We start from the raw sequence: 22197 nt of genomic DNA on the forward strand, positions 1-22197 counted from the left end.
GCCTGCGGGTCCTGGGACCCGACCACCCCGACACCCTGGCCACCCGCCACAGCCTCGCCCACTGGCGGGCAAACGCCGGCGACCCCAACGGCGCGATCGGCGACATCGAACAGCTCCTCACCGATCGCCTGCGGGTCCTGGGACCCGACCACCCCGACACCCTGGCCACCCGCCACAACCTCGCCCACTGGCGGGCAAACGCCGGCGACCCCAACGGCGCGATCGGCGACTTCGAACAGCTCCTCACCGATCGCCTGCGGGTCCTGGGACCCGACCACCCCGACACCCGGATCACCCGCCACAACCTCGCCTACTGGCGGCAAGGAACTGCCAAATCCTCTACCCCGCGTTCTCAGTCGCGCGGTTGAGAGCCATAGCCGATGCGGCACGGAAGTCTTCTATGAATGTCGGGCGCTGCCGGCCTCTCCGCTGGCGGAGCTTGACCACTTCCTCCCGAACTCGGGTGGAGCCCACCGTTGGATGCTGCCGCGCACCGTTGTGTGGTGCAACCATGGCTGTCTTGCCATCCGGTGTCGTCCGCCGCTGGCCGTTACTGCTGCTTTCGCTGCCTCCCGGCTGCCTCACTGACCCGTCTGCCTGGGCTCACATCAATAGATCTGAGGTGCTGCTTCTGGCTCATACCGGATGGGTGCCCGCCACTCCCAGTGGCCGCGGTCGCTTCCATCGATCATCGGCCGGTCGCAGGGGCATTCCCAACCCGCAACTTTGTCTATCTCCTCGACCGGAACCCAGAACCGGAACAACACGAACTCGACTTGGGGCGTCGTACGGCCGGGCGGCCACTGCTCGATGGCGAACCGATAGCTCCGACCTGCGTGGAAGAGCAACGGCAGGCCCAGGCCGGTATGGCCTCCTCCCTCGATGACTGCCTCTGCCCGCACTCGATAGTCACGTGGTACCGACACCACGCCGAATAGCGTTCGGGGAAGGCTTGCGCCTCGCGGGTTCGACTCCAACTCCACCTTCATGTGCGGCACAGGACCAGGGCTCAGCCGATCATGCTCACGCTCTCGCTCCATCCGAGCAACCTCGGCGGCCTGCCTAGCGGACTCCTGCGCGGCATCGGCGGAGCGCTCGCCGGCCTGGTTCGCGTTCTCTGCTGCCACAGCGGAGCGCTCACCTGCGTCGGCGGCCCGTCGCGCTTCCTCCTTAGCCTGCTCAGAAACCTGGACCGACACCCGGCTCACCCGTAGGGACTTGACCCCTAGCGCCCACGTCACGGTGACACCCATCAGACCAACGAGGCCACCCACTGCCCCAATCACGTCGGCCGTACTCCAACCTTCCACGAGGTGCACCGTAGACGGGCACTGCCAGCACCGCTGCCCCGCCGACCAGCGGCGCCCACACGGACGCCACTGATCCTGCCGATGACAGATTCCGGCGTACAGGTCGACTCGTCCGTCGCCCACCAGGTCAGTCGCCGTCACGTGGTGGCTGACCTGCTGCTTCTTCGGGCTGCTTCCGGTCGTTCTCAGTCATCTTTGGTCGACGCTTGACGGCCCGGGGGCGGCCCAGAGGGCCCAGGGAGACCGCGCAACTGCACCGTTGGGCCGGTGTCCGTCCGCTAGAGCTCCACGATCGTCGCCATCGCGGCGGCGGCGGCGATCGCGATGGTGATCGGAACCACGCTGCGCGGGTACTTCCACGCGCACCACGCGAGTCCGAGGACGACGACGGCGAACAGGATCCAGGTCGTCTTTACGGTAATGTACATCTGTGTACACCGCCTCCTGCGGCCGCTCGGCCGCTCCCGCACGGGGCACCAGGCCACTTTGCCTGGATCGCCTCGTAAACTTGCTGTCAACTTTACATTGACTTACAGGAAGGTACGCGGCAGGGGAGGCGCGGTCAAGGAGGGGTGGCATGACGACGGCAGGCGGCGACTCTCGCCCCGGAGCGGAGCGGGCATTCTTCGCAGCGATAAACGACCTCTACCTCCGAGCCGGGCGGCCGAGCAGCAGGGCCGTTGCGACAGCAATCGGTGGCATTAGTCACACAACGGTTAACTCCGTTGTGAAAGGGACAAAGGTTCCGTCGTGGCCAATCACGGTGAAGATCGTCGAACACCTCAATGGGGACGTCGAGATCTTCCGTCAACTCTGGGTTGAGACGCAGGAGCGCTTGGACGTCGAGCCGGCCGCGCCGAGGGCTGAGGTGTCTGTCTTCGTGTCCTATGCGCGGGTTGACGACGAGGCCACGCATGGTCGCATCTCGCAGCTAACTACGGATATCGCGAATACATACCGAAGTATGACCGGTCAGGTCGTCGGCGTGTTCAAAGATGTCGACTCCATCGCGCCTGGTGAAGATTGGAAGGACCGAATTCGCCTCGGCCTTTCATCCTCGTCGGTGTTCCTGGCCTTTGTGTCGCCAGCTTACTTGCGCAGTGCGGCATGCCGCGAAGAATTGAGCGAGTTCATTGGCTTCCTGAACGCGAATTCAAGCACTCGCCTAATCATTCCGCTCGTCTTTGCCAAGCTAGACCGTATTAAGAGAGCCTTTTCTGACGATGACCTGTGGAATAGGTTGTCTGACCGCAACCGGGTGGACATCTCCGAGCTGCGCTCAGCGGACATCGGTTCTTCAGTATGGATTCAAGCCGTAGAGAAGATTAGCGATCAAATCGACGAAGTCCTTACTGCGGTCGCATCGTTGGAAGGTTCGAGCCAACCTGCTCCGACTATTGCGGCCGAGGCCGAAGCTGATGACGGGGAGGGCCACCTCTTCGATCGCCTAGCGAGGCTGGAGGATAAGCTTCCGGAGATAACTGTCGACCTAGAGTCCTTTGCTAAGCTCATGGCGGACCTCGGGTCGCAGACCGAAATGGCGACTCCGCGCATGCAAAAAGCTACGAGCTTCGGTCAAAAACTCGCCGTATCAAAGCATTTGGCTGAAGTGTTAAGTCCGATCGCGAATGATATGCAGGCCAGAGCGGACCGCCTCGTGGAGAATTTTGGAGAATGGGGGTTCTTGGTCAACTACGTCTTCGAAAAAGTCAAGGTAGATTCGGATGGCATTGTGGATGAGGACAATATCGCATTCCTGAATGCCGTACGGGAGATGTCGGAGTCTGGGGCAGAATCACTGGCTCACGTCGATAACCTAAACGCATCGGTGGCCACCGTGCTGGGCTTTTCTAAGGCCCTCGATATCCCGTTGAAGACGGTGCGAGCTGCCTGCCTTCGTATGGCTGATCTCCGTGGGTTGCTCGTCGGCTGGCTCGATGAGATCCGGGCATTGGAGAGTGTGCACCCCGAGCTATTGAAGGATGTGTGAGGTTTCGGGTTCTCGCCAATAGCCCAACCCGCTGCCATCCCGTATGCCGTCGACCCGCCCTCTGGGGAGCGGGCCGCCGTCCGGCCCGCCATGTCAAGACGGCCTTGACGCACGGTCGGACGCTGGCGGGTCGGGCGGTGGTCTGCTCGGCTTGCCCGGGTCGATGGCAGGCGGGATGGCCTACCGCAACCACCCACGGACCGTGACGCGCCGGCGGAGCCCCGGCCATCCTGGAGCCGGAGCGGCCCCCGCCGGAGGCGCCCTAGCCGCAACCCCGCGACCGCCGCCAGCTCGCCGACGCGCCCGGCGTGCGCTCCCCTGCGCCGCGCGGGCTTGTGGCCGCGCGGCCCGGCCGGCTGCCGGCCCACCCCCCGGGTCAATGCCCCTGTCGTTCTGCGGCGGCCCTCCGGGCTTCCCGCTCTCCGCGCCAGCCGCCGGGCGTTGGCGTGTCGGCCGCGTGCGACAGCTAAGCGACCGACACGCGCCCAGGCGGCGGCGTGTGAGGCCCGTTGCGGGCCGCCTTGAGACATGTACAGAAATTCTGAACCACGTCGCCTAGGCGCTTCGCCGTTAGGGCAAATGACGGGTTGTGGTCAGCCCTGAGCGGACTCAGCAACGAAGACGCCCCGACCTGGGCGGCCCACCAACACGCCCTGCTCCCGCAGGACCGCCACCGCCCGGTGGATCGTCGAAACCGACACGTCGTAGTGGTCGGACAGCTGTTGAGTAGACGGAATCTTTGACCCGTGCTGGAACTCGCCCACCTCGATCCGCCTCAGCAGATCGTTGATCAACTCGTCCATGGTCGGCGGAATCGGCACGTGGAGGCCCCTTGCAGTCGGTTGGCCTTCCCAGTATCGAGCAACAGGTGAAAGAGCGGCAATAACTGACGCAGGAGAAGTAGGCAAGCAGCGACAGCCAGATTCGACAGGTAAGAGAGCGTTGACAGAGGTGACAGGTATCGGTCGCGTCGCTCTCGGTGATGCGGTGCTGCTGCGGTCGGTTGGCGCCTCTCGTACCGGTCTCGCATCGCCGCCGAGACCCCACCCTCCGCGCTCCCCCGGCGCGGCCCTGCTGCCGTACCGCCGATCGAGGCTGCGGTCGCAGGGTGGGGCGGTCTCCGCCGCCCGCAACCGGCGGAGGCCGCCCCCTCCACTTCGACGCGACCCGACGAAGGGCGGTCTACCGATGAGCGACCGTTGGGTGATTCATCTGCCGGTCACCGCACCCGACCTGCTCCGGGCGCGGATCTTCGCCCGGACCGCAGCCCGGGTGCTGGCCCGGCTCAGCGCCCGCGTCGAGCCCGGCGGGGTCACCGTCTCGGCCGAGGACCAACAGGGCGTACGACATTGGGTCTTCTGCGACCGGCCGCTGCCGCACGGACACGGCCGGTGTGCGCTGGCGGTGGACCACGCCTCGACGTGCGCGCCACGCCCGCCGTGGCGCCGACGGCGCTGAATCGTCTACGTCATCAACTCCCAGTCACGCAGGTGGAGACAGCCCACGCCGCCGGGTGACCAGGGTCAGCGGCTCAGGACCGTCTCCCGCTCCATGTGTGACAGCTTCGCGGGATTGCGCACGGCGTAGATCCCGGTGACGAGGCCGTCGTCGATGCGCAGGGCCACGACTGTGTCCAGCTCGCCGTCGAGGTGGACGATCAGCGCCGGGTGGCCGTTGACCTGCGCCGGCCGCAGTGAGGTGACGCCCGGGACCTTGCTCCACCCGCCGGCCAGCAGGCGGGCCACCTTGTCGGCGCCGAGGACGGGCCTCGGGACGGCCTGTTTGACGCCGCCGCCGTCGCCGAGGAGGACGACGTCCGGCGCGAGGATGTCGAGCAGGCTCTGGAGGTCGCCGGTTTCGGCGGCCCGCTGGAACGCGTCGAGCGCGCTCCGGGTCTCGGCCGCGGACACGACCTGGCGGGGTCGGCGCGCGGCGACGTGCGCGCGGGCGCGGTGGGTGATCTGGCGGACGGCAGCCGGGCTCTTGTCGACGGCTTCGGCGATCTCGTCGTACCCCAGGTCGAACACCTCGCGCAGCACGAACACGGCGCGTTCGGTCGGCGCCAGGGTTTCCAGCACCAGCAGCATGGCCATCGAGACGCTGTCGGCCAGCGCAATGTCCTCAGCCACGTCGGGGGCGGTGAGCAGCGGCTCGGGCAGCCAGGAACCGACGTAGGACTCCTTGCGGCGGCCGAGCGTCCGCAGCCGGATGAGTGACTGCCGGGTGGTGATGCGGACCAGGTAGGCGCGCTGGTCGTGGACCGTGCCCAGGTCGACGCCCGCCCATCGCAGCCAGGTTTCCTGGAGTACGTCCTCCGCGTCGGCGGCCGAGCCGAGCATTTCGTACGCGACGGTGAAGAGCAGGTTGCGGTGGGCGAGGAACGCCTCGGTGGCCCGGTCCGGGCGGTCGTCGGCGGCGGTCTGCGGCGTGCCCACCATGGGTGACTCCTGTTCGCTCTCGACTGCGTCGCCCATCAGATGCCGGACCCGGCCGTTCTGTGACACCTGCGGCCTGTGGTGGTCGTCACCCCGGCCGCGCCGTCACAGATCGGGGATGGCCGGCATCTCATGGTCGTCCGATCGAACGATGCGAGTGAAGGACGGAACCATGGACGCCCGATTCAACATGTTCGACAACGAGACCGCGATGAAGTTCTTCAAGCGGTTCGCGAACGCCGGCCAGGTGATCCAGCGGTCGTCGCTGCCGCAGTCCACGCAGGAGCTGGTGTCGCTGCGGGCCAGCCAGATCAACGGCTGCGGCTGGTGCATCGACATGCACACCAAGGAGGCCGTGGCGGCCGGTGAGAGCGCGGTCCGGCTGAACCTGGTCGCCGCCTGGCGTGAGGCCACCGTCTTCACCGAGGCCGAGCAGGCCGCGCTGGCGCTCGCCGAGGAGGGCACCCGGCTCGCCGACGCCCACCAGGGCGTGTCCGACGAGACCTGGGCTCAGGTGCGCAAGCACTACGACGACGACCAGATCGCCGCGCTGGTCGCCCTGGTCGCCCTGATCAACGCGGCCAACCGGCTCGCGGTGATCGTGCACCAGCGGGGCGGTTCGTACGAGCCGGGCATGTTCGCTGCCGCGTTCGACTGAACGGCAGGCGTGCCCGGTCTGGGATCACCCGACCCTGGACCGGGCACGCCGACCATCAGCGGAGACGATGTGGGGGCCGACGCAGCGCTGGACGCGGCCCGCCAGCCCCCGACAATGCCTACGTCAGCCGGCCCCGCCGGCCCGGAACGCCACCCAGGCGTCGCTCATCCGGTCCGCCTGGCCCGCGGTGAACATGTCCATGCAGGAGTCCTGCGTGTAGTCCATGAAGTTGTGGATCGGGTCCAGCCCCGGCGCGGTGCAGGTGTCCGCCCCCACCGGGCAGTTGAACTGCGGCGCCGCCTCGCGGGGGGTGTCCGCGACGAAGTCGCCGGATGCGGAGCAGCCGTGCGCGAAGGTGTGCTCCAGCATCAGCCAGTGCCCGACCTCGTGCGTCAGCGTGTCACCGAGGGCGTACTTGCCGGCCGTGCCGCCCGGCATCGACTCGTCGAGCATCACGACGCCGTCGATGTAGTCGCGGCCGTTGTTGTAGCCCTTCGGGAAGTACGCCCAGCCGAGCAGGCCGCCGCCGATGTTGGCCGCGTACACGTTGAGGGTCTCCGAGTCGCCGGTGTAGAGCGCCTTCTTCATGTCCCGCTCGTTCTTGCCCGGCTCGACCGTGTACCAGGCGCTGCTCACCGTCCACGTGATGTCGACGAGCGAGAACCGGAACGGCGTGTCGGAGGCGTTCGCCGCCGTGCGGCCCGCGTACGAGTCGTTGAGCACCGTCATCTGTGCCGCGATCAGGGACTTCCACCTGGTCGTCTCGGCGGCGGTGAGCGGGTGGTCGGAGACCATGTGGAAGACCGTCGGGATGGTGACGCTGCCGTTGGGCAGGCGCGGCGCGTCCTTGATCACGCCGTAGGCGTTGGCCTCGTTCTTCGAGTACAGCTCCGGTTCCTTCGCCGTGGCCCCTTGGGCGAGCCGAGCGGCGCCGTGCGCGTCGGTGCCCGGGTCGCACGCCGCGACACCCGGGGAGGCGGTCGCGGGGGCGGCCGTGGCCAGCGCCCCGGAGGCCCCGCCGGACGCCAGGAACGTGGCGGCGGTGGCGGTGAGTACCGCCAGTCGGAAGGTCGATCTCCTGTGCATCGGTGCACCTTTCAGTGAGGGAGCGGTGCGCTGTCGATGACGTCGTTGTTCGGGTATGAGAACATGCCAACGGCATCGACAAAAGACCCTCTGAGCAGGGCAGATGCCGATGTAACGGAACAGGATCGGCCGGCGCTGTTAGGCCGGCTCGGCAGCGGTCTACAGGACCCGGGTCACCCGCTCGGCGGCGACGATCGCATCCCGTCGCGCCGGGTCGAGGTTGGCGCTGATGACCACGGACGCGCCCGCCGACAGCGGCGCGAGCAACCACTTCAGCGGCTGCTCGTGCTCGGCGGCGTCGACGAGCAGCCGGTCACCGGCGCGCAGGTCCAGCATCCCGGCGACCTCCCGGGCGAGCGCTCCCCACTGACCGTAGGTCGTGCCGTCCGCGCTGGCCGGATCCGACGGGTGGATGGCGGTGTGGTCGGGCGTGACGTCCGAGTGGCGAAGCACCTCTGCGGACCAGTCCAACCAGCCCAGCGGCACGTCGGCCAACCGACCCGGCCCAGTGCCGACGAGGTAGCGGTGCGGGGCGTCCGGCACGTCCTCCAACCAGTCGTCCTGGCGTTCAGGGGTCACGAAGACCGCGTCGAACGGCCGGTCACCGCCGGGCTCCAGCACCGGCAGGCCCGCCGTGGCGCGCGGCCGGAACGACACCGCCAGGCCGCAGGCCCAGGCGCCCAACAACACCGCGGCGGTACGCCAGTGCGGCGGCAGCAGCACCGCTACGCGGCTGCCGGTGCCGAGTCGGCAGCCGTCCCGCAGCAGGCTGGCGCTGCGCGCGGCCCAGACGCCGACCTGCTGCGCGGTCAGGTCGACGCGCTCGCCGGTCGCCTCGTCGCGGTAGCTGAGCAGCGGAATCTCGGTGGCGGTGGACGGGTCCGACAGGTCGGCCGTGGCGTGTGGCTGCATCTGCGCGCTCCCCGGGTGACGACGTCGCCACCACCCTACGCAACGACTTTGGTCGTACCCCTCGTCGGCCGATGGCCGTAGCGGCTGGCCGGGTGGCCCACGGACGCTACGGACGACCCCCGCAGCGCCACCGAGGAGTGCCCATGTCGACCGAGCCCGACCTCGCCGACCGTCCCCCGTTGCGCCGCCGGCTCGTGCCGGTGGTCGCGTTGCTGCTGCTCGCGCCCTGGGCGGCCGAGTGCTCGTGGGGTGGCTTCGCCCTCGACGGCTTCCTCCCGGTGCTGATCTTTCTGGCCCCGATGTACGGCGGGGCGGCGATCCTGATCCGGGAGACCGCCCGGCACCTCGGCGCGGGATGGCCGACGATCGTGCTGCTCGCCGCCGCTTTCGGTGTGCTCCAGGCCGGCCTGGTGGACCAGTCCCTGTTCAACCCGGGCTACCTCGACGACACGCAGTACGCCGACACGCGCGCCGCCGCCGAGGCGTCGCTGGTGCCGGGGCTCGGCTTCAGCCTCCGGCAGGCGTTCGACTACGTGGGCAACCACATCCTGCTGACCATCTGCGCGCCGATCGTGTTCGTCGAGTCGTTCCTCGGTGCGAAACGGCGGCTTCGGCCGTGGCTCGGACGACAGGGGTTGGCTGTGGTCGCCGTGCTCTACCTGCTCGGCAGCCTGCTGATCTTCGCCTCTGCGGAGGGCCGGAAGAACTTCCTGGCCAGCCCGCTGCAACTGGCCTTCGCCACCACGGTGGTACTCACCCTGGCCGCGACGGCCCTGCTGCCCCACTGGCGTCGCACCCACCCGCGCCGCGTCCGCCGGGTGCCGCACCCGCTCTGGGTCGGCCTGCTGGTCGTCCTCGCCCACCTCTTCACCGATCCGACGCCCGGTTGGGCGGGGGTGCTCGTCGCGCTGGCGCTCGCGGCGGCGGTCGGCGCACTGGTCGCGTACTGGTCGGCGGGCCCACGCTGGGGGCAGCGGCACGTGCTCGCCGCGGGCTCGGCGAGCGTGGTCAGCGCCGCCGCGTTCGCGTACCTGGTGCCGCCGTACTCCCCGGCGAGCCCGGCGGCGGCCCTGGCCGGCGACGTGGCGGTCACCGTCATCACCGTGGCCCTGGTCGTTGGCGCCTGGTGGCGTCTGCGCGGCGCTTCGCCCGCTGTTCACGTCGCCGCAAGCTGATGCTCCCCGGCGGTGCCGGCCCGGCGTCGACGAGGTAGCGGTGCGGGGCACGCGATACACCAGTACGGCGGCAGAAGCGCCGCCACGCGGCTGTCAGCAGCGGACGATGCTCAGGACCGGTCGCCGGCAGCAGGGCCGGCCTGGATGAGCCGATCCAGGACATCACGAGCGGCTGCGAGCCGATCGATGGATGTCGTGATGCGGGCGCGCTCCACCGCGAGAGCGTCGAGGAGTTCGGGGCAGGTGGGGGCCAGCACGGTGACGTCGTCGGGGATGCAGGGAAGGATCTCGGCGATCGCCGCGGTGTTCAAGCCGGCGGACAGCAACAGTTGGATGTGCCGGACCGTGCCCACCGCCTGCGGCTCGTAGTGGCGGTAGCCGCTCGCGAGACGGGCCGGTCGCAACAGACCCTGCTCCTCGTAGTAGCGCAGGGCTCGTGGGGTGGTGCCGGCCTGCCGCGCCAATTCACTGATCCGCACACCACGAGCAGATCAGGGCTTGACCTTCACGTCAACGTGAAGGTTTAGCGTCGTCGCTGTGACTCACCGCAATCATGAGGACAGTCAATCCGCCGCCGTCGCCGTCCTGGGGCTCGGCCCGATGGGCCGGGCGCTGGCCGCCGCGTCGCTCGCCGCCGGTCACCCCACAGTGGTCTGGAACCGCTCACCCGGCAAGGCGACGTCGCTGGTGGCCCAAGGGGCGGTGCTCGCGCCGACGGTGGCCGATGCGGCACGCCGGGCATCGGTCGTCATCGCCTGCGTCATCAACTACCGGGCCGTCCGCGCCGTCATGTCGGGGCTCGAACGCCCGCCGAGAGGAACATTCGTCAACCTCAGCAGCGGGCACGCCGGCGAGGCACGGGACATGGCGGGCTGGGCAGCGCAGCGGGGCGTCAACTACCTCGACGGTGCCATCCTGACGCCCGCGCCGACCATCGGGACACCGGCCGCGACGATCCTCTACAGCGGTCCGCGGGCCCTCTTCGACGACAGCCTCCCCCGGCTGGAGAGCTTCGGTGGCGCCAGCGCCTACCTCGGCCCGGACGCCGGCACCGCAGCAGCGTACGAGATGGCGTTGCTCGACCTGTTCACCATGTCCGTCGGCGGGCTCGCGCACGCCTTCGCCCTGGCCACCACCGAGGGCATCCCCCCGACCGCGTTCGCCCGCTTCGCCAGAGGAATCGGTGGCCTGTTGCCCGACATGGCCGACCGGTTCGCCGATCACCTCACGTCCGGAACCTTCGCCGCCGAGATATCCACCATCGCGTCGGCGGGTTCGGCGGTCGCCCACGTCCGCGACGCCGCGGCCGCGCGCGGTGTCGACCCCGCGCCGCTACAGGCCGTGCAATCGATCATCGACCGGGCCATTGCGGCGGGCCACGGAGGCGACAGCTACGCCAGACTGGCCCAGTCGCTCGTACCAGCTGGTCCGGCGCAGGCGGCACGCTGATCACGATCGACGACGGGCCGGGTGCCGCGACCTGGCGATTACACTCGCCCCCACACCACTTTGGAGGGGGCGGCGCAGTGGGCGAACTGCTGTCGGCGGTGGTCCAGATCGTCAACTCGTACGTCAGCAGACTGCTGGACCGGCGGGCGGTTTCCCAGGATGCGAAGGTCGGCGCCCACCTGCTGGACGTGGTCCTCACGTTGCAGGAGTTGTGCCTCAACGGCGACCGCCTCCTGACCCTGGCCGACACCATGGTCTCCGGTGCGGAGCCGCGGGCGGACGACCAGGCCGAGTTCGCCGCGCTGCTGCACCGGCAGTCCGTGCTGATCAATCAGCTCCGGCGCAGCATGGACGACTCCCGCGCGCTGCTCGCCACCGTCGACGTGGACTTCGCGTTCGCGATGGCGCCCTTCCTCGATGGCAAGTCGGGGCTGCTGACCCGCTGGCAACAGCAGGCAGCCCTGAGCCGGTACTCCACCACGACGCTGTTCTTCCTGCCCGCCGAGGCGGTCACCCGGGTGGTGGCCGCCAGTCCGGCCGCCTCGACCACCACCGAAATCGACCGGAACCGGACGGACTTCGTGCTGGTGATGGCGGACGAGGTACGCAGCGCTCGCCGGCGGGAGGTGGCGGACATCCGAGCCGTCGCGGACGACGAGCGCGCCACCCTGCTGCGGGACGTGGGCCGGGCCCGTGCCGACCTGGCCGCCGCCCGGGCGCTGTGCGCGCGGCTGCTCGCGGCGACCCAGGAGGCCATCGGTCCAGCGGCCACCGCCCAGATACGACGGACGCTGACGCCCCGACAGCAGCATCGCTGAGCGCAATCAGTCGCCCGGATCCCGGTCCCAGTCGAAGCCCGCGCGGGCGAACGCGACGCTGCCGTCCCCGGTGGCGTACACCTTGATCGCTTTCAGGCCCAGCGAGCGGGTGAGCGTTTCCAGGTTGGACATGATGCGCTGGAAGAGCCCGGTGCCGGTGGCCTCCTCGGTGATGCGGATCTCGTCCAACATCGCCAACCGCCGGGGGAAGGAGAGCCGCAGTTCGAGCAGGACCCGCAGAACGTCGGACGGCGCGATGCGCAGCGAGACCGCGGCACCGCCGTCGGCGTAGAGCGAGATCTCGACCCGCGCGTCGGGCAGCTCCGCCGTCAGCACCTCGTAGAACTGCCGCGGCGTCAGCTTCATCCACTGTCGCCAGGCGGCGAGCGCGGCCTCGTCCGCCCGGCCGACCGTCAGCGCCGGTTCCGCCGCCCGCAGGTCGGCCACGGTCAACGCCTCGATCTCGACCGGTCGCTCCCCGGCTCGGACCTCCTCATAAGGCGTCAACGGCACTCCCGCCTCGACCAGGATCCGGTCGAAGTCCGGGTCGGGCCAGTACGGGGCCGGCGCGAACTCGCCGACGCGGCACCACAGTTCGTGCCACAGCCGTACCGCGCCAAGCGGTCGAAGGCCGAGCCGCATGGCTGCGACGAGGACGCACCGGTGCAGGTGCAGCGTTGCGGCGAGCGCCGCCAGGTTCGCCCCCGGCTCGTCGCAGGCCCGCAGGGCGCCGACGGAGTTCCGGTCCAGTTCGGTGTACGCCACCAGTTCCGGCAGGTCCGTCAGACGCACCGGGATCGGGGAGTCGAGCAGGGAGTCGAGGTCGGCCGGCTCCCAGGCGACGTCGTCGTTCAGCAGGATCGTCCGCAGATCCCGGCCGTGCTGGCGGACCACCACCTGGAGGATCGGCTCACCATCCGGCAGCGTCCGGTGGTTGAGCCACACCACCGCCTCGGGGTAGAGCCGCAGGCTCACGTCGATCGCCGGCACGGTGACGAGCAGGGCGGAGCCGTCGTGCTCAACCCGCAGCGCGCGGAGCTCACTCAGCGCGCCGACGAGTTCACTCATCTGCATCGGCGAACTCTAGCGACGAAACGCCGTCGCGGCGTCCGGTGGCGGCTCGGCGGGCCCGCCGTGTCGATGCGCTGTTGAGCGGCATACCTCAGAGGTATGAATATGACTCTGGGGTATACCGCTCACTGGCGCATCCGCCCCGACGAAGGTGACCGACCGTCACCGTCGACCCCCGACTGCGCCCACAGCACCAGCCAGGGTCAGCCCTTGACCGGCAGTTCCGGGCCGCCGTCGAGCAGTGCGGCCAGCAGGTCGCCGTACTCCTCGACCCGCTCCAGGACCTCGGCGGCGGTGAACTGGCGGACGGCGGGTGTCCGGCCGCGCGCGCCGGCCTCGACCTCGTCCCAGGTCAACGGCGTCGAGGCCGAGGGGGTCCGCTGGGCGCGCAGCGAGTACGGCGCCACTGTGGTCTTCGCCGCGTTGTTCTGACTCCAGTCGATGAAGACCTTGCCGGGGCGCAGGTTCTTCGCCATCTTCGACACGATCAGCTTCGGGTGCGCCTTCTCCAGCTCCTGCGCGATCCGGCGCGCGTAGGCGGAGACGTCGTCGGCGGACTGGGTGCCGGCGATCGGGCAGCAGAGCTGCATGCCCTTCTTGCCGGACGTCTTCGGGTACGAGTCGATGCCGTCGTCGGCGAGCCGGTCGCGCATCAGCACCGCCACCGGGCAGCACTCGGCGAGCCCGGCCGGCGGCCCCGGGTCCAGGTCGACGACCATCATGTCCGGGTCCTGGCCCACCTTCCACTGCGGTGTGTGCAGCTCCAACGCGGCGAGGTTGGCCAGCCAGACCAGGGTGGGCAGGTCGTCGGCGACCACGTAGTCGATGGTCTCCCGACCCTTCGTCGACCCGGGCGCGGGCAGCGTCTCCACCCGTACCCAGTCCGGGGTCGCGGCCGGCTTGTTCTTCTCGAAGAAGGACTTGTCGTCCACCCCGTTGGGAAAGCGGATCCGGGTCACCGGCCGGTCACACAGGTGCGGCAGCAGCACCGGGGAGATCCGGGTGTAGTAGTCGATCACCTCGCCCTTGGTGAAGCCGACCGCCGGATAGAGGACCTTGTCCAGGTTGGACAGCTCCAGCGGGCGACCCTCGACGTCCACCCGCACCTTCTCAGCCGGCATCGTCGACCTCCTCCGGCGGCTTGTCCGGGCGCAACCGCAGCACCCGGGGGAAGCGCAGCCGGCCGTCCGGGGTGCGTTGGCCGTACTTCACCTCCACCACCACCCGGGGTTCTACCCAGATGGCGCCCCGGGCATCCTCGCGCGGCACTCCCGGCGCGAACGGTGACACGTCGGAGCGCAGCGGCTCCAGCTCGGCGAGGAGCTGCCGTTCGATGGCCGCCCCGATCCCGCCACCGACCCGACCTCGGTAGGTCAACCGGCCGTCCGGGCCGGGCACCCCGACCAGCAGCCCGCCGATGCGGCGCGCACCCGGCCGCCAGCCGCCCACGACGAAGTCCCCGGTCACCTCCAGCTTGACCTTCACCCAGTCCGGGGAGCGCACCCCGGGTCGGTAGACGGCGCCGACCCGTTTGGCCATCACGCCCTCCAGGCCGTGCTCCCCGGCCGCCTCGTAGGTCGCCGGGCCGTCGGCGAACACCGGCGGCACCGCCCACCGGGCGCCGCCGAGCGCGAGCGCGTCCAGGGCCTCCCGCCGGCGCTCGTACGGCCAGCCGGTCAGGTCGTCGCCGTTGCGGCGCAACAGGTCGAAGATCATGTACGTGACCGGCATGACCGCCGCCAGCCGGGCCGCCTTGTTGCGATCCCGGACGTGCATCCGCTCGGCCAGCGCCGTGAACGACGGCTGCCCGCCCTGGCCGAGCAGCACCACCTCGCCGTCGAGCAGCACGTCGTCGACCTGCTCGGGGAGGGTGGCCAGCTCGGGGTACGCGGCGGTGATCTCCACGCCGGAGCGGGCGTACAGGTGCTGGACGCCGCCGGAGATGTCCGCGAGCGCGCGGACCCCGTCCCACTTGAACTCGTACGCCCAGCCGTCACCCGCCGGGAGCGGCCCGGTCATCGCGAGCATCGGCTTGAGCGGCGCGCCGGGCACGACCCGACTGTAGTAGCAGGCCGAACACCTCGCGTGGAGTTCCAACGGATGCGAGCATGGTCGATACCGGGGAAGGGAGCGCAGGATGCGTGCCATCTGGAAGGGAGCCGTGTCGTTCGGGCTCGTCTCGATCGGGGTGAAGCTCTACTCGGCGACCGAGGAGAAGGACATCCGGTTCCACCAGGTGCACCGCGAGGACGGCGGCCGGATCCGCTACAAGCGCACCTGCTCGGTCTGCGGCGAGGAGGTCACCTACGACGACATCGCCAAGGGCTACGACATCGGCGGCGGCGAGATGGTGATCCTCACCGACGAGGACTTCGCCGACCTGCCGCTGACCAGCTCGCGGGCGATCGACGTGCTGGAGTTCGTGCCCGCCGAGCAGGTCGACCCGATCCTCTACAACAAGGCGTACTTCCTGGAGCCGGAGGGCACGGCGACCAAGCCGTACGTGCTGCTGCGCGACGCCCTGATCGACTCGGAGCGGGTGGCCATCGTCAAGGTGGCGCTGCGCCAACGTGAACAGCTCGCCACGCTGCGGGTCCGCGAGGGCGTGCTGCTGCTCAACACGATGCTCTGGCCGGACGAGATCCGTACGCCGGACTTCGGTTTCCTCGACGAGGACCTGAAGGTGCGCCCACCGGAGCTGGCCATGGCCAGCTCGCTGATCGACTCGATGACCGGCGAGTTCGAGCCGGACGTCTTCACCGACGACTACCGGGCCGCGTTGCAGGAGGTCATCGACGCCAAGGTGGAGGGTCGGGAGGTCGTCCAGCCGGAGGAGGTAGAGGAGGCCCCGGCCGCGGCCGTGGACCTGATGGCCGCGCTGAAGGCATCGGTGGACCGGGCCCGGGCGGCACGCGGCGAACAGCCCGCGCGCGGTGGGGGCGGCGGCGAGCCGACGCCCATCTCGTCGGCCCGCTCGGCCCAGAAGGCGGCCGAGAAGAAGGCCGCCAAGGCGCCCGCGAAGAAGACCACGGCGAAGAAGACGGCGGAGAAGAAGACCGCCGCGAAGAAGGCCGAGCCGGCAAAGAAGACGGCCGCGAAGAAGGCCGAGCCGGCAAAGAAGACGGCCGCGCGCAAGACCGCACCCCGCAAGAGCGCCTGACCGTACGGCGGCGACGAAGGGTGTCCGCCGGACCGGGTACGCTCCGCCGGCCGTTGGCCACCGGAGGAGCCCCCCATGCCGTACACCCCTGACCTGGACCGGTTGTTGACGCCGGGTGCCCGCTTCACCGACGAGTACGGCGCGTACCTGATCGAGGCTCATCCCGTGGATGACGTCGTGCTGCCCACCGGCCGGGTGGTCGGGTGCGACCCGCTGGTCTGCCCGGAGGCCGAGCCGTACACGGTGACTGTCGCGCCGGGGCGGTACCCCGCCCGCGCCTGGGTGGCCGTGGTGCTCCGGGAGGGCGCCGAGGTGGACCGGCGGGTGGCCGCGCTGCAACTGGTGGTCTCCGACGAGCCGGCGATTCGCTGGGAGCCGGCCGTCGCGGGCGACCAGGACGTCGCCGCGCTCGGCCCGGACGACTACTTCGGGTACGGGGTGGACGCCGGCGCCGGCACGCTCGCCGACCCGACGGCGCTCGCCGTCCTCGACGGCTGGGACCACGACCAGGTGGAGGAGGTGTTCATCCCCGAGGAGCTGCCCGTCTCGCCGGTCCGGGGTCTGATCACCGCAGTCCTCGACGAGGCCACCGGCGCCAATGTCGTCACCGTGGCCACGGGTTGGGGGGACGGCTGCTACGGCACCTGGATCGGGCGCGCGGCCGACGGGGCCGTGACGTCGTTCGTGACCGACTTCATGGTGATCCCGAAATAACGTCCCGCGAGGGCGTCGCTGGGCGATCCGAGGCATCCGGGGCGGGCACGGCAGGCCGCCGGGCGGGTACCGTGTGCGTCGGCTTTCCCCCCGGCACCGCGTGCCGGCCACACCTTCGCAGCAGGGAGTCGACGACGTGAGCGAGCGCACGCAGGAGAACCGGTCGGAGGGCCAGAGCCCGGCGACGAAGGCGGGTCGGCGGCTGGCCGCCCAGCTGGCGGCGCAGAAGGCCGCCGAGGCGAAGCGCCGCCGCCAGGCGTGGGCGGGTGGCCTCGCCGGCGTCGCCGTGATGGCGCTGCTGATCGGCGGTTTCGTGTGGATCGACCGGAACCGGAGCGACGACAAGCCCGCCAACCAGGCAGGCGCGACCCCGTCCGCCTCCGCCCCGGCCGCGGACGCCCCCACCGCGCCCCCGGCTCCGCAGCTGCCCGCGGGCGCCGACCCGGCGCTGGGCACCAAGCCGACAGTGGCGGCCGGCAAGGGTGAGCTGAAGAAGCTCACCGTCACCCCGGTGATCAAGGGGACCGGCCCGGCGGTGAAGAAGGGCCAGACCATCACCACCAACTACGTGGGCGTCTTCTTCAAGGACGGCAAGGAGTTCGACTCGTCCTGGAACGCCGGCCAGCCGGCCAGCTTCCCCATCGGCGTGGGCCAGGTCATCCCCGGCTGGGACCAGGGTCTGGTGGGTGTGACCGTGGGCAGCCGGGTGCAGCTCGACATCCCGGGCGAGCTGGCGTACGGCAACGACGAGGCCAACGCCAACGGGCGTCCGACCGGTCCGCTGCGCTTCGTGGTGGACGTGCTCGCCGCCCAGTGACCCGTCCGGATCGCCCCGGTTGTCGCCGCGGCGCGATGGACTTGTTCACATGGGGCTTCCTGCCCGTCACCCTCCGGCAGTAGGTTCGGCGTCACCCCGGGCGGCCCGCCGTCCGGGGTGACCATGCGGACCCGGGACGCGGAGGTGCACGTGACGGCGCTGGACGAGCCCGGGCGGACCGCCCGGCTGATGTGGACGCACTTCGAGCCGGTGCACGCGGTCACCTACTTCCACCCTCGGGCCCGGGCCGCGCACGAGGCGGTCGGGCTGCGCGGCTACTGGCGGGGTTACTTCGCCTGCCGGACCGCGCCGCTGGGCGCCGCCGAGGCCGCCCCGGTCATCGCCGCGTTCTTCAACTTCGCACCACCCATGGTGAGCCGGGCCCTGCCGGCGGTCTGGCGGCTGGCCACCCCGCAGGAGGCCCTGCGCGCCCGGCTGACCGGCGCCGTGCAGGCCCTCGCGGAGCTGACCTACGAGCTGCCCGAGGCGCACCTGGCCGAGGCCGCCGACCTGCTGGAGCGGGCCGCCTCGGCGGCGCAGACCGCCGGTCGGGTGCTCGGCGCGGCCAACGCGGCGCTGCCGATCGGGGAATATCCCCTCGCCCGCCTCTGGCAGGCCGCCACCACGCTGCGGGAGCTGCGGGGCGACGGGCACAACGCCGCCCTGGTGGCCGCCGGCCTGGACCCGGTGGAGACGCTGGCCTCGCGGGTCGCTGTGGACATGTCAGCGGAGAACCTGCTCGGCCGGGGCTGGTCCGAGGAGCAGTGGCGGGCCGCCCGCGAGCGGCTGGCCCAGCGCGGCTGGCTGACCGGGGACGGCACGGCCACCGACGTCGGTCACGCCGGGTTCCAGGCGATCGAGGACGCCACCGACCGCGCCGCCGCACATCCGTGGGAGGCTCTCGGCCCGGACGACACCGACCGGCTGCGTGAGCTGCTGGAGCCGATGGCCCGGTCGTGTCACACGGTGATCCCGCCGAACAGCCCGATCGGCCTACCCGCGCTGCCCGGCTGACCGGCGGTCCGCCTCTCGGGCAGGATGGGCCCGTGGTGGATGCGGTGGTTTTCGACCTGGACGGCGTGATCGTGGATTCCGAACCGGTCTGGGAGGAGGTCCGGCGGGCGTACGTGGCGGCACACGGTGGGTCCTGGCAGCCGGACACCCAGCGCCGACTGATGGGCATGAGCACCGGGGAGTGGGCCCGCTACCTCAGCGGTGAGCTGGGCGTGCGCCGCAGCGCCGACCAGGTCGCCGACGAGGTGGTGCGGGAGATGGCCCGGCGCTACACCGAGCACGTACCGCTGATCGACAGTGCCGACGAGGTCGTACGCCGGCTGGCCGCGCGGTGGCCGCTGGGGTTGGCCAGCTCGTCGCCGACCCGGCTGATCGCGGCGGCGCTGGACGCCACCGGCCTGACCGGCGCGTTCGGCGCGACCCTCTCCACCGAGGAGACCGAGCGGGGCAAGCCGGCGCCGGACGTGTACCTGACCGTCGCGCGGCGCCTCGGCGTCGACCCGACCCGTTGCGCGGCCGTGGAGGACTCGTCCAACGGCGTGCGGTCGGCCGCGGCGGCGGGGATGAAGGTGGTGGCGGTGCCCCACGGGTCGTACCCCCTCGACCCGGACGCCGCCGGGCTCGCGGTCGTGACGCTGGGGTCGATCGGTGAGTTGACGCCGGAGCTGGTGGAGGGGCTGGGTTGACGCGGGCCGAGCGGGGTAGGAGCCACGAATGAAAGCCATCGTGTACGAGCGCAACGGCGACCCTTCCGTGCTGGAGCTGGTCGACCGGCCGGTGCCGGAGCCGGGGGCCGGCGAGGTGCTGGTCCGCCTGGCGGTGTCCGGGGTGAACCCGACGGACTGGAAGTCGCGGCGGGCCTTCCCGCCGGACGGGTGGCAGATCCCCGGGCAGGACGGCGCGGGCGTGGTGGAGGCGGTCGGCGAGGGGGTCGACCGTGCGCTGATCGGCGAGCGGGTCTGGATCTGGGAGGCGGCCTGGCAGCGGCCGTGGGGCACCGCCGCGGAGTACACGCTGGTGCCGGTGCGGCAGGCGGTTCCCCTGGGCGACGCCTCGTTCGAGTTGGGAGCCAGCCTGGGCATCCCGTTCCTCACCGCGCACCGCTGTCTGACGGCCGGCGAGTTCATGCCCGACGCGCTGCGCGCCGGTGCGCTGGCCGATCACACCGTGCTGGTGCAGGGCGGGGCGGGCGCGGTCGGCAACGCGGCGATCCAGCTCGCCCGCTGGGCCGACGCGACGGTGATCGCCACGGTGAGCAGCGCGGAGAAGGGGCAGCTCGCGGCGGCGGCCGGCGCCTCCTACGTCATCAACTATCGAGAGCAGGACGTGGTCGAGGAGGTCCGCAGGATCGCTCCCGACGGGGTGCACACGATCGTGGAGGTCTCCCCCGGCCGGAACGCCGCGGTCGACGCCCAGGTGCTGCGGCACGGCGGCGCGGTCTGCATGTACGCCGACGACGGCGGGGGCGAGGTGACCATCCCGATCCGGCCGATGATGGCGCCGAACGCCCGCTGGCAGTTCGTGCTGGTCTACACGGAGCCGAAGGCGGCCAAGGCGCAGGGTGTGATCGACGTGGCGGCGGCGGCCAGCCAGGGCGGCCTCCGGGTCGGCGCGGACGCCGGTCTGCCGCTGCACCACTATCCGCTTGCCGACACGGCGGCCGCGCATCAGGCGGTCGAGGACTCGGCGGTGGGCAAGGTGCTGATCACCACCAGTGACGCCTGAACGGGTCGCTGGACACCCGATTTCCCCGTCATCAGGACAGACGCGAACAAGTTTCGCAACAATGACGGTGCGGGATCACCCCGTGTGGAGCGGGCGGCCCCGGCGCGGTGCGAACGCCGGGGCCGCCCCTGGGGAGGAATGTCAGGAGTACTCCTCTGCCCAACAGGCGACAGTGCCCGGTAAAACGTTACGGTGCTGTCAGCTCCCGGACAGTCAGCTCACCGTCGGCGTACCGCGAACGGACGACCTTCTTGTCGAACTTGCCGACGCTGGTCTTCGGCACCGTGTCGATGAACGCCCACCGCTCGGGCAACTGCCACCGGGCGACCGAGCCGGCCAGGAAGTCCCGCAACTCCTCGGCGGTCACCGACGCACCCTCGCGGACCACCACGGTCGCCAGGGGCCGCTCGTCCCACCGCTCGTCCGGCACGCCCACCACGCACGCCTCCAGCACGGCCGGGTGCGCCATCAGCGCGTTCTCCAGCTCCACCGACGAGATCCACTCGCCGCCGGACTTGATCACGTCCTTCGCCCGGTCGGTAAGCGTGATGTACCCGTCCGAGGAGAGCATGCCCACGTCGCCGGTACGCAGCCAGCCGTCGCGGAACTTCTCCTCATCCGGGGCGTCGTCACCGACGTACCGCGCGGTCACCCACGGCCCGCGGACCTCCAACTCACCGACGGCCGTGCCGTCGGCGGGCAGCGGCTCGCCCAGCGGGCCGACGATGCGCGCCTGCACCCCGGCCGGCACGCGACCCTGCGTGTAGCGGTAGCGCCAGGCCTGCTCGCCGGTCGCCCCCGCCGGCGGGCGGGAGACCGACCCCAGCGGCGACATCTCGGTCATCCCCCAGGCGTGGATGACGTCGATCCCGTGCCGCTCGTCAAACGCGTGCATCAACGCCGGCGGGCAGGCCGAGCCACCGACGATCACCTCGGTGAGCGAGGACGTGTCCACCTCGTGGCTGTCCAGGTAGGCCAGCAGGTCGGTCCAGATGGTCGGCACCGCGCCGGCCAGGGTGGGCCGCTCGGCGGCGATCATCTCGGCGATCGGCGCGGCCTGGAGAAACCGGTCCGGCATGATCAACGACGCGCCGGAGAGGAACGCCGCGTAGGGCAGGCCCCAGGACATGGCGTGGAACATCGGCACGATGGCCAGTTCCCGGTCGGTCGGCCCGAGACCGAAGCCCTCCGGCATGCAGACCTGCAACGAGTGCAGGTAGATGGACCGGTGCGAGTAGGCCACGCCCTTCGGGTTGCCGGTGGTGCCCGAGGTGTAGCAGAGCGCTGCGGCGTCGCGCTCGTCGACCTCGGGCCAGTCGTACACCTCGGGCCGGTCGGCCAGCAGCGCGTCCCAGTGGTGCACGGTGATCCGGTCTCCGGCGGCCGCCACCAGCGGGGCCGGGTCGCCACCGCCGACCACCACCACGTGCCGCACCGTGTTCAGCTCGCCGATCACCCTGGCCAGCAGCGGAATGAGCGTGCTGTCGACCAGCACCACCCGGTCCTGCGCGTGGTTGGCGATGTAGGTGAGCTGGTCGGGAAAGAGCCGGAGGTTGAGGGTGTGCAGCACCGCGCCCATGCTCGGCACCGCGAAGTAGGCCACCAGGTGCTCGTTGTTGTTCCACATGAAGGTGGCGACCCGCTCGTCGCCGGTGACGCCGCACTCGTCGCGCAGCGCGTGGGCCAACCGGGCGGCGGTGCGGCCCACCTCGGCGTACGTCATCCGGCGGGGTTCGGCGCCCGTCCAGGTGACCACCTCGGCCGTGCCGTGCACCCCTGCGCCGTGGTCGAGGATCCGGGAGACCTGCAGGGGGGCGTCCATCATCGTGCTACGCATGGGTAACAAGCTAGTGTCGGCGGTCA

24 protein-coding genes are annotated in these 22197 nt (G+C 70.5%); 13 read left to right on the top strand and 11 right to left on the bottom strand.

What is annotated here, in order from left to right:
* The coding region (locus ACFYPR_RS13130) for a tetratricopeptide repeat protein (protein WP_387260025.1) at positions 1-368 on the top strand (368 nt) is incomplete at its 5' end.
* Between the two features lie 240 nt (positions 369-608).
* Here the strand turns inward: ACFYPR_RS13130 and ACFYPR_RS13135 are convergent.
* Positions 609-1253, bottom strand: a complete 645-nt coding sequence (locus tag ACFYPR_RS13135) for a hypothetical protein (protein ID WP_387260027.1) — start codon at positions 1251-1253, stop codon at positions 609-611.
* Positions 1254-1588: 335 nt separating this feature from the next.
* Positions 1589-1738: a hypothetical protein gene (locus ACFYPR_RS13140; protein WP_387260029.1), complete on the bottom strand. Its 150-nt coding sequence runs from the start codon at positions 1736-1738 to the stop codon at positions 1589-1591.
* A gap of 149 nt (positions 1739-1887) precedes the next feature.
* Between ACFYPR_RS13140 and ACFYPR_RS13145 the strand changes: the two genes are divergently transcribed.
* Positions 1888-3300, top strand: coding sequence for a toll/interleukin-1 receptor domain-containing protein (locus ACFYPR_RS13145; RefSeq protein ID WP_387260031.1), 1413 nt, complete (start codon positions 1888-1890; stop codon positions 3298-3300).
* 593 nt (positions 3301-3893) lie between these two features.
* Here the strand turns inward: ACFYPR_RS13145 and ACFYPR_RS13150 are convergent.
* The gene (locus tag ACFYPR_RS13150) at positions 3894-4121 is read right to left on the bottom strand and encodes a winged helix-turn-helix domain-containing protein (protein WP_387260033.1); all 228 of its coding nucleotides are present in this window, start codon (positions 4119-4121) and stop codon (positions 3894-3896) included.
* Positions 4122-4488: 367 nt separating this feature from the next.
* Between ACFYPR_RS13150 and ACFYPR_RS13155 the strand changes: the two genes are divergently transcribed.
* On the top strand, positions 4489-4758 hold the full coding sequence (locus ACFYPR_RS13155; protein WP_387260036.1) for a hypothetical protein: 270 nt from the start codon (positions 4489-4491) through the stop codon (positions 4756-4758).
* Between the two features lie 65 nt (positions 4759-4823).
* On the opposite strand, the gene ACFYPR_RS13160 is transcribed toward ACFYPR_RS13155, so the two are convergent.
* Positions 4824-5738, bottom strand: a complete 915-nt coding sequence (locus ACFYPR_RS13160) for an RNA polymerase sigma-70 factor (RefSeq protein WP_387260039.1) — start codon at positions 5736-5738, stop codon at positions 4824-4826.
* A gap of 169 nt (positions 5739-5907) precedes the next feature.
* On the opposite strand from ACFYPR_RS13160, the gene ACFYPR_RS13165 reads away from it, so the two are divergent.
* Positions 5908-6393, top strand: a complete 486-nt coding sequence (locus ACFYPR_RS13165) for a carboxymuconolactone decarboxylase family protein (protein ID WP_387260042.1) — start codon at positions 5908-5910, stop codon at positions 6391-6393.
* Positions 6394-6516: 123 nt separating this feature from the next.
* On the opposite strand, the gene ACFYPR_RS13170 is transcribed toward ACFYPR_RS13165, so the two are convergent.
* Both ACFYPR_RS13170 and ACFYPR_RS13175 read right to left on the bottom strand, forming a co-directional pair.
* On the bottom strand, positions 6517-7479 hold the full coding sequence (locus ACFYPR_RS13170; RefSeq protein ID WP_387260045.1) for a zinc metalloprotease: 963 nt from the start codon (positions 7477-7479) through the stop codon (positions 6517-6519).
* Positions 7480-7638: 159 nt separating this feature from the next.
* Entirely contained in the window at positions 7639-8391 is a 753-nt protein-coding gene (locus tag ACFYPR_RS13175) for a TIGR03089 family protein (protein ID WP_387260048.1), read from the bottom strand.
* Between the two features lie 143 nt (positions 8392-8534).
* Here ACFYPR_RS13175 and ACFYPR_RS13180 point away from each other — a divergent pair, with 143 nt between their 5' ends.
* Positions 8535-9566 carry a hypothetical protein gene (locus ACFYPR_RS13180; protein WP_387260050.1) on the top strand — a complete coding sequence of 344 codons (1032 nt, stop codon included), beginning with the start codon at positions 8535-8537 and terminating at the stop codon, positions 9564-9566.
* A gap of 110 nt (positions 9567-9676) precedes the next feature.
* Here ACFYPR_RS13180 and ACFYPR_RS13185 read toward each other — a convergent pair whose 3' ends face one another.
* Entirely contained in the window at positions 9677-10045 is a 369-nt protein-coding gene (locus ACFYPR_RS13185; RefSeq protein ID WP_387260053.1) for a MerR family transcriptional regulator, read from the bottom strand.
* Positions 10046-10103: 58 nt separating this feature from the next.
* On the opposite strand from ACFYPR_RS13185, the gene ACFYPR_RS13190 reads away from it, so the two are divergent.
* Together ACFYPR_RS13190 and ACFYPR_RS13195 are read left to right on the top strand one after the other, a co-directional pair.
* Positions 10104-11015: an NAD(P)-dependent oxidoreductase gene (locus ACFYPR_RS13190; protein ID WP_387260056.1), complete on the top strand. Its 912-nt coding sequence runs from the start codon at positions 10104-10106 to the stop codon at positions 11013-11015.
* 77 nt (positions 11016-11092) lie between these two features.
* Entirely contained in the window at positions 11093-11833 is a 741-nt protein-coding gene (locus ACFYPR_RS13195) for a hypothetical protein (RefSeq protein WP_387260058.1), read from the top strand.
* A gap of 6 nt (positions 11834-11839) precedes the next feature.
* Here ACFYPR_RS13195 and ACFYPR_RS13200 read toward each other — a convergent pair whose 3' ends face one another.
* The 3 genes from ACFYPR_RS13200 to ligD (ACFYPR_RS13210) form a co-directional block, all read right to left on the bottom strand.
* Positions 11840-12907 carry a hypothetical protein gene (locus ACFYPR_RS13200; protein ID WP_387260061.1) on the bottom strand — a complete coding sequence of 356 codons (1068 nt, stop codon included), beginning with the start codon at positions 12905-12907 and terminating at the stop codon, positions 11840-11842.
* Between the two features lie 200 nt (positions 12908-13107).
* On the bottom strand, positions 13108-14025 hold the full coding sequence (gene ligD, locus ACFYPR_RS13205; protein ID WP_387260063.1) for a non-homologous end-joining DNA ligase: 918 nt from the start codon (positions 14023-14025) through the stop codon (positions 13108-13110).
* Positions 14015-14956: a non-homologous end-joining DNA ligase gene (ligD, locus tag ACFYPR_RS13210; protein WP_387260065.1), complete on the bottom strand. Its 942-nt coding sequence runs from the start codon at positions 14954-14956 to the stop codon at positions 14015-14017. The genes ligD (ACFYPR_RS13205) and ligD (ACFYPR_RS13210) overlap by 11 nt, the downstream gene beginning before the upstream one ends.
* A gap of 85 nt (positions 14957-15041) precedes the next feature.
* Here ligD (ACFYPR_RS13210) and ACFYPR_RS13215 point away from each other — a divergent pair, with 85 nt between their 5' ends.
* The 6 genes from ACFYPR_RS13215 (at position 15042) to ACFYPR_RS13240 (ending at position 20334) form a co-directional block, all read left to right on the top strand.
* On the top strand, positions 15042-16064 hold the full coding sequence (locus ACFYPR_RS13215) for a Ku protein (protein WP_387260068.1): 1023 nt from the start codon (positions 15042-15044) through the stop codon (positions 16062-16064).
* Positions 16065-16139: 75 nt separating this feature from the next.
* Positions 16140-16778, top strand: coding sequence for a DUF4241 domain-containing protein (locus ACFYPR_RS13220; RefSeq protein WP_387260071.1), 639 nt, complete (start codon positions 16140-16142; stop codon positions 16776-16778).
* A 100-nt stretch (positions 16779-16878) separates the two neighbouring features.
* Positions 16879-17595, top strand: a complete 717-nt coding sequence (locus tag ACFYPR_RS13225; protein WP_354854735.1) for an FKBP-type peptidyl-prolyl cis-trans isomerase — start codon at positions 16879-16881, stop codon at positions 17593-17595.
* A 189-nt stretch (positions 17596-17784) separates the two neighbouring features.
* Positions 17785-18609: a hypothetical protein gene (locus tag ACFYPR_RS13230; RefSeq protein WP_387260610.1), complete on the top strand. Its 825-nt coding sequence runs from the start codon at positions 17785-17787 to the stop codon at positions 18607-18609.
* Entirely contained in the window at positions 18606-19295 is a 690-nt protein-coding gene (locus ACFYPR_RS13235; RefSeq protein WP_387260612.1) for an HAD family hydrolase, read from the top strand. Before ACFYPR_RS13230 ends, ACFYPR_RS13235 begins: the two co-directional genes overlap by 4 nt.
* A gap of 28 nt (positions 19296-19323) precedes the next feature.
* A complete protein-coding gene (locus ACFYPR_RS13240) occupies positions 19324-20334 on the top strand; it encodes an NADPH:quinone reductase (RefSeq protein ID WP_387260074.1) in 1011 nt (336 codons plus the stop codon).
* Between the two features lie 187 nt (positions 20335-20521).
* Here ACFYPR_RS13240 and ACFYPR_RS13245 read toward each other — a convergent pair whose 3' ends face one another.
* The gene (locus ACFYPR_RS13245; protein ID WP_355065481.1) at positions 20522-22171 is read right to left on the bottom strand and encodes a fatty acid--CoA ligase; all 1650 of its coding nucleotides are present in this window, start codon (positions 22169-22171) and stop codon (positions 20522-20524) included.
* Between the last annotated feature and the right edge of the window lie 26 nt (positions 22172-22197).

Source organism: Micromonospora sp. NPDC005254, assembly GCF_042872525.1.
Classification (GTDB): Bacteria; Actinomycetota; Actinomycetes; order Mycobacteriales; family Micromonosporaceae; genus Micromonospora.

Excerpts from the sequence above, each read along its gene's own strand:
- ACFYPR_RS13135 (WP_387260027.1), bottom strand. The coding sequence starts at position 1,253 with ATGGGTGTCACCGTGACGTGGGCGCTAGGGGTCAAGTCCCTACGGGTG.
- ACFYPR_RS13140 (WP_387260029.1), bottom strand. The coding sequence starts at position 1,738 with ATGTACATTACCGTAAAGACGACCTGGATCCTGTTCGCCGTCGTCGTC.
- ACFYPR_RS13145 (WP_387260031.1), top strand. The coding sequence starts at position 1,888 with ATGACGACGGCAGGCGGCGACTCTCGCCCCGGAGCGGAGCGGGCATTC.
- ACFYPR_RS13155 (WP_387260036.1), top strand. The coding sequence starts at position 4,489 with ATGAGCGACCGTTGGGTGATTCATCTGCCGGTCACCGCACCCGACCTG.
- ACFYPR_RS13160 (WP_387260039.1), bottom strand. The coding sequence starts at position 5,738 with ATGGTGGGCACGCCGCAGACCGCCGCCGACGACCGCCCGGACCGGGCC.
- ACFYPR_RS13165 (WP_387260042.1), top strand. The coding sequence starts at position 5,908 with ATGGACGCCCGATTCAACATGTTCGACAACGAGACCGCGATGAAGTTC.
- ACFYPR_RS13170 (WP_387260045.1), bottom strand. The coding sequence starts at position 7,479 with ATGCACAGGAGATCGACCTTCCGACTGGCGGTACTCACCGCCACCGCC.
- ACFYPR_RS13175 (WP_387260048.1), bottom strand. The coding sequence starts at position 8,391 with ATGCAGCCACACGCCACGGCCGACCTGTCGGACCCGTCCACCGCCACC.
- ACFYPR_RS13180 (WP_387260050.1), top strand. The coding sequence starts at position 8,535 with ATGTCGACCGAGCCCGACCTCGCCGACCGTCCCCCGTTGCGCCGCCGG.
- ACFYPR_RS13200 (WP_387260061.1), bottom strand. The coding sequence starts at position 12,907 with ATGCAGATGAGTGAACTCGTCGGCGCGCTGAGTGAGCTCCGCGCGCTG.
- ligD (WP_387260063.1), bottom strand. The coding sequence starts at position 14,025 with ATGCCGGCTGAGAAGGTGCGGGTGGACGTCGAGGGTCGCCCGCTGGAG.
- ACFYPR_RS13215 (WP_387260068.1), top strand. The coding sequence starts at position 15,042 with ATGCGTGCCATCTGGAAGGGAGCCGTGTCGTTCGGGCTCGTCTCGATC.
- ACFYPR_RS13220 (WP_387260071.1), top strand. The coding sequence starts at position 16,140 with ATGCCGTACACCCCTGACCTGGACCGGTTGTTGACGCCGGGTGCCCGC.
- ACFYPR_RS13230 (WP_387260610.1), top strand. The coding sequence starts at position 17,785 with ATGTGGACGCACTTCGAGCCGGTGCACGCGGTCACCTACTTCCACCCT.
- ACFYPR_RS13240 (WP_387260074.1), top strand. The coding sequence starts at position 19,324 with ATGAAAGCCATCGTGTACGAGCGCAACGGCGACCCTTCCGTGCTGGAG.
- ACFYPR_RS13245 (WP_355065481.1), bottom strand. The coding sequence starts at position 22,171 with ATGCGTAGCACGATGATGGACGCCCCCCTGCAGGTCTCCCGGATCCTC.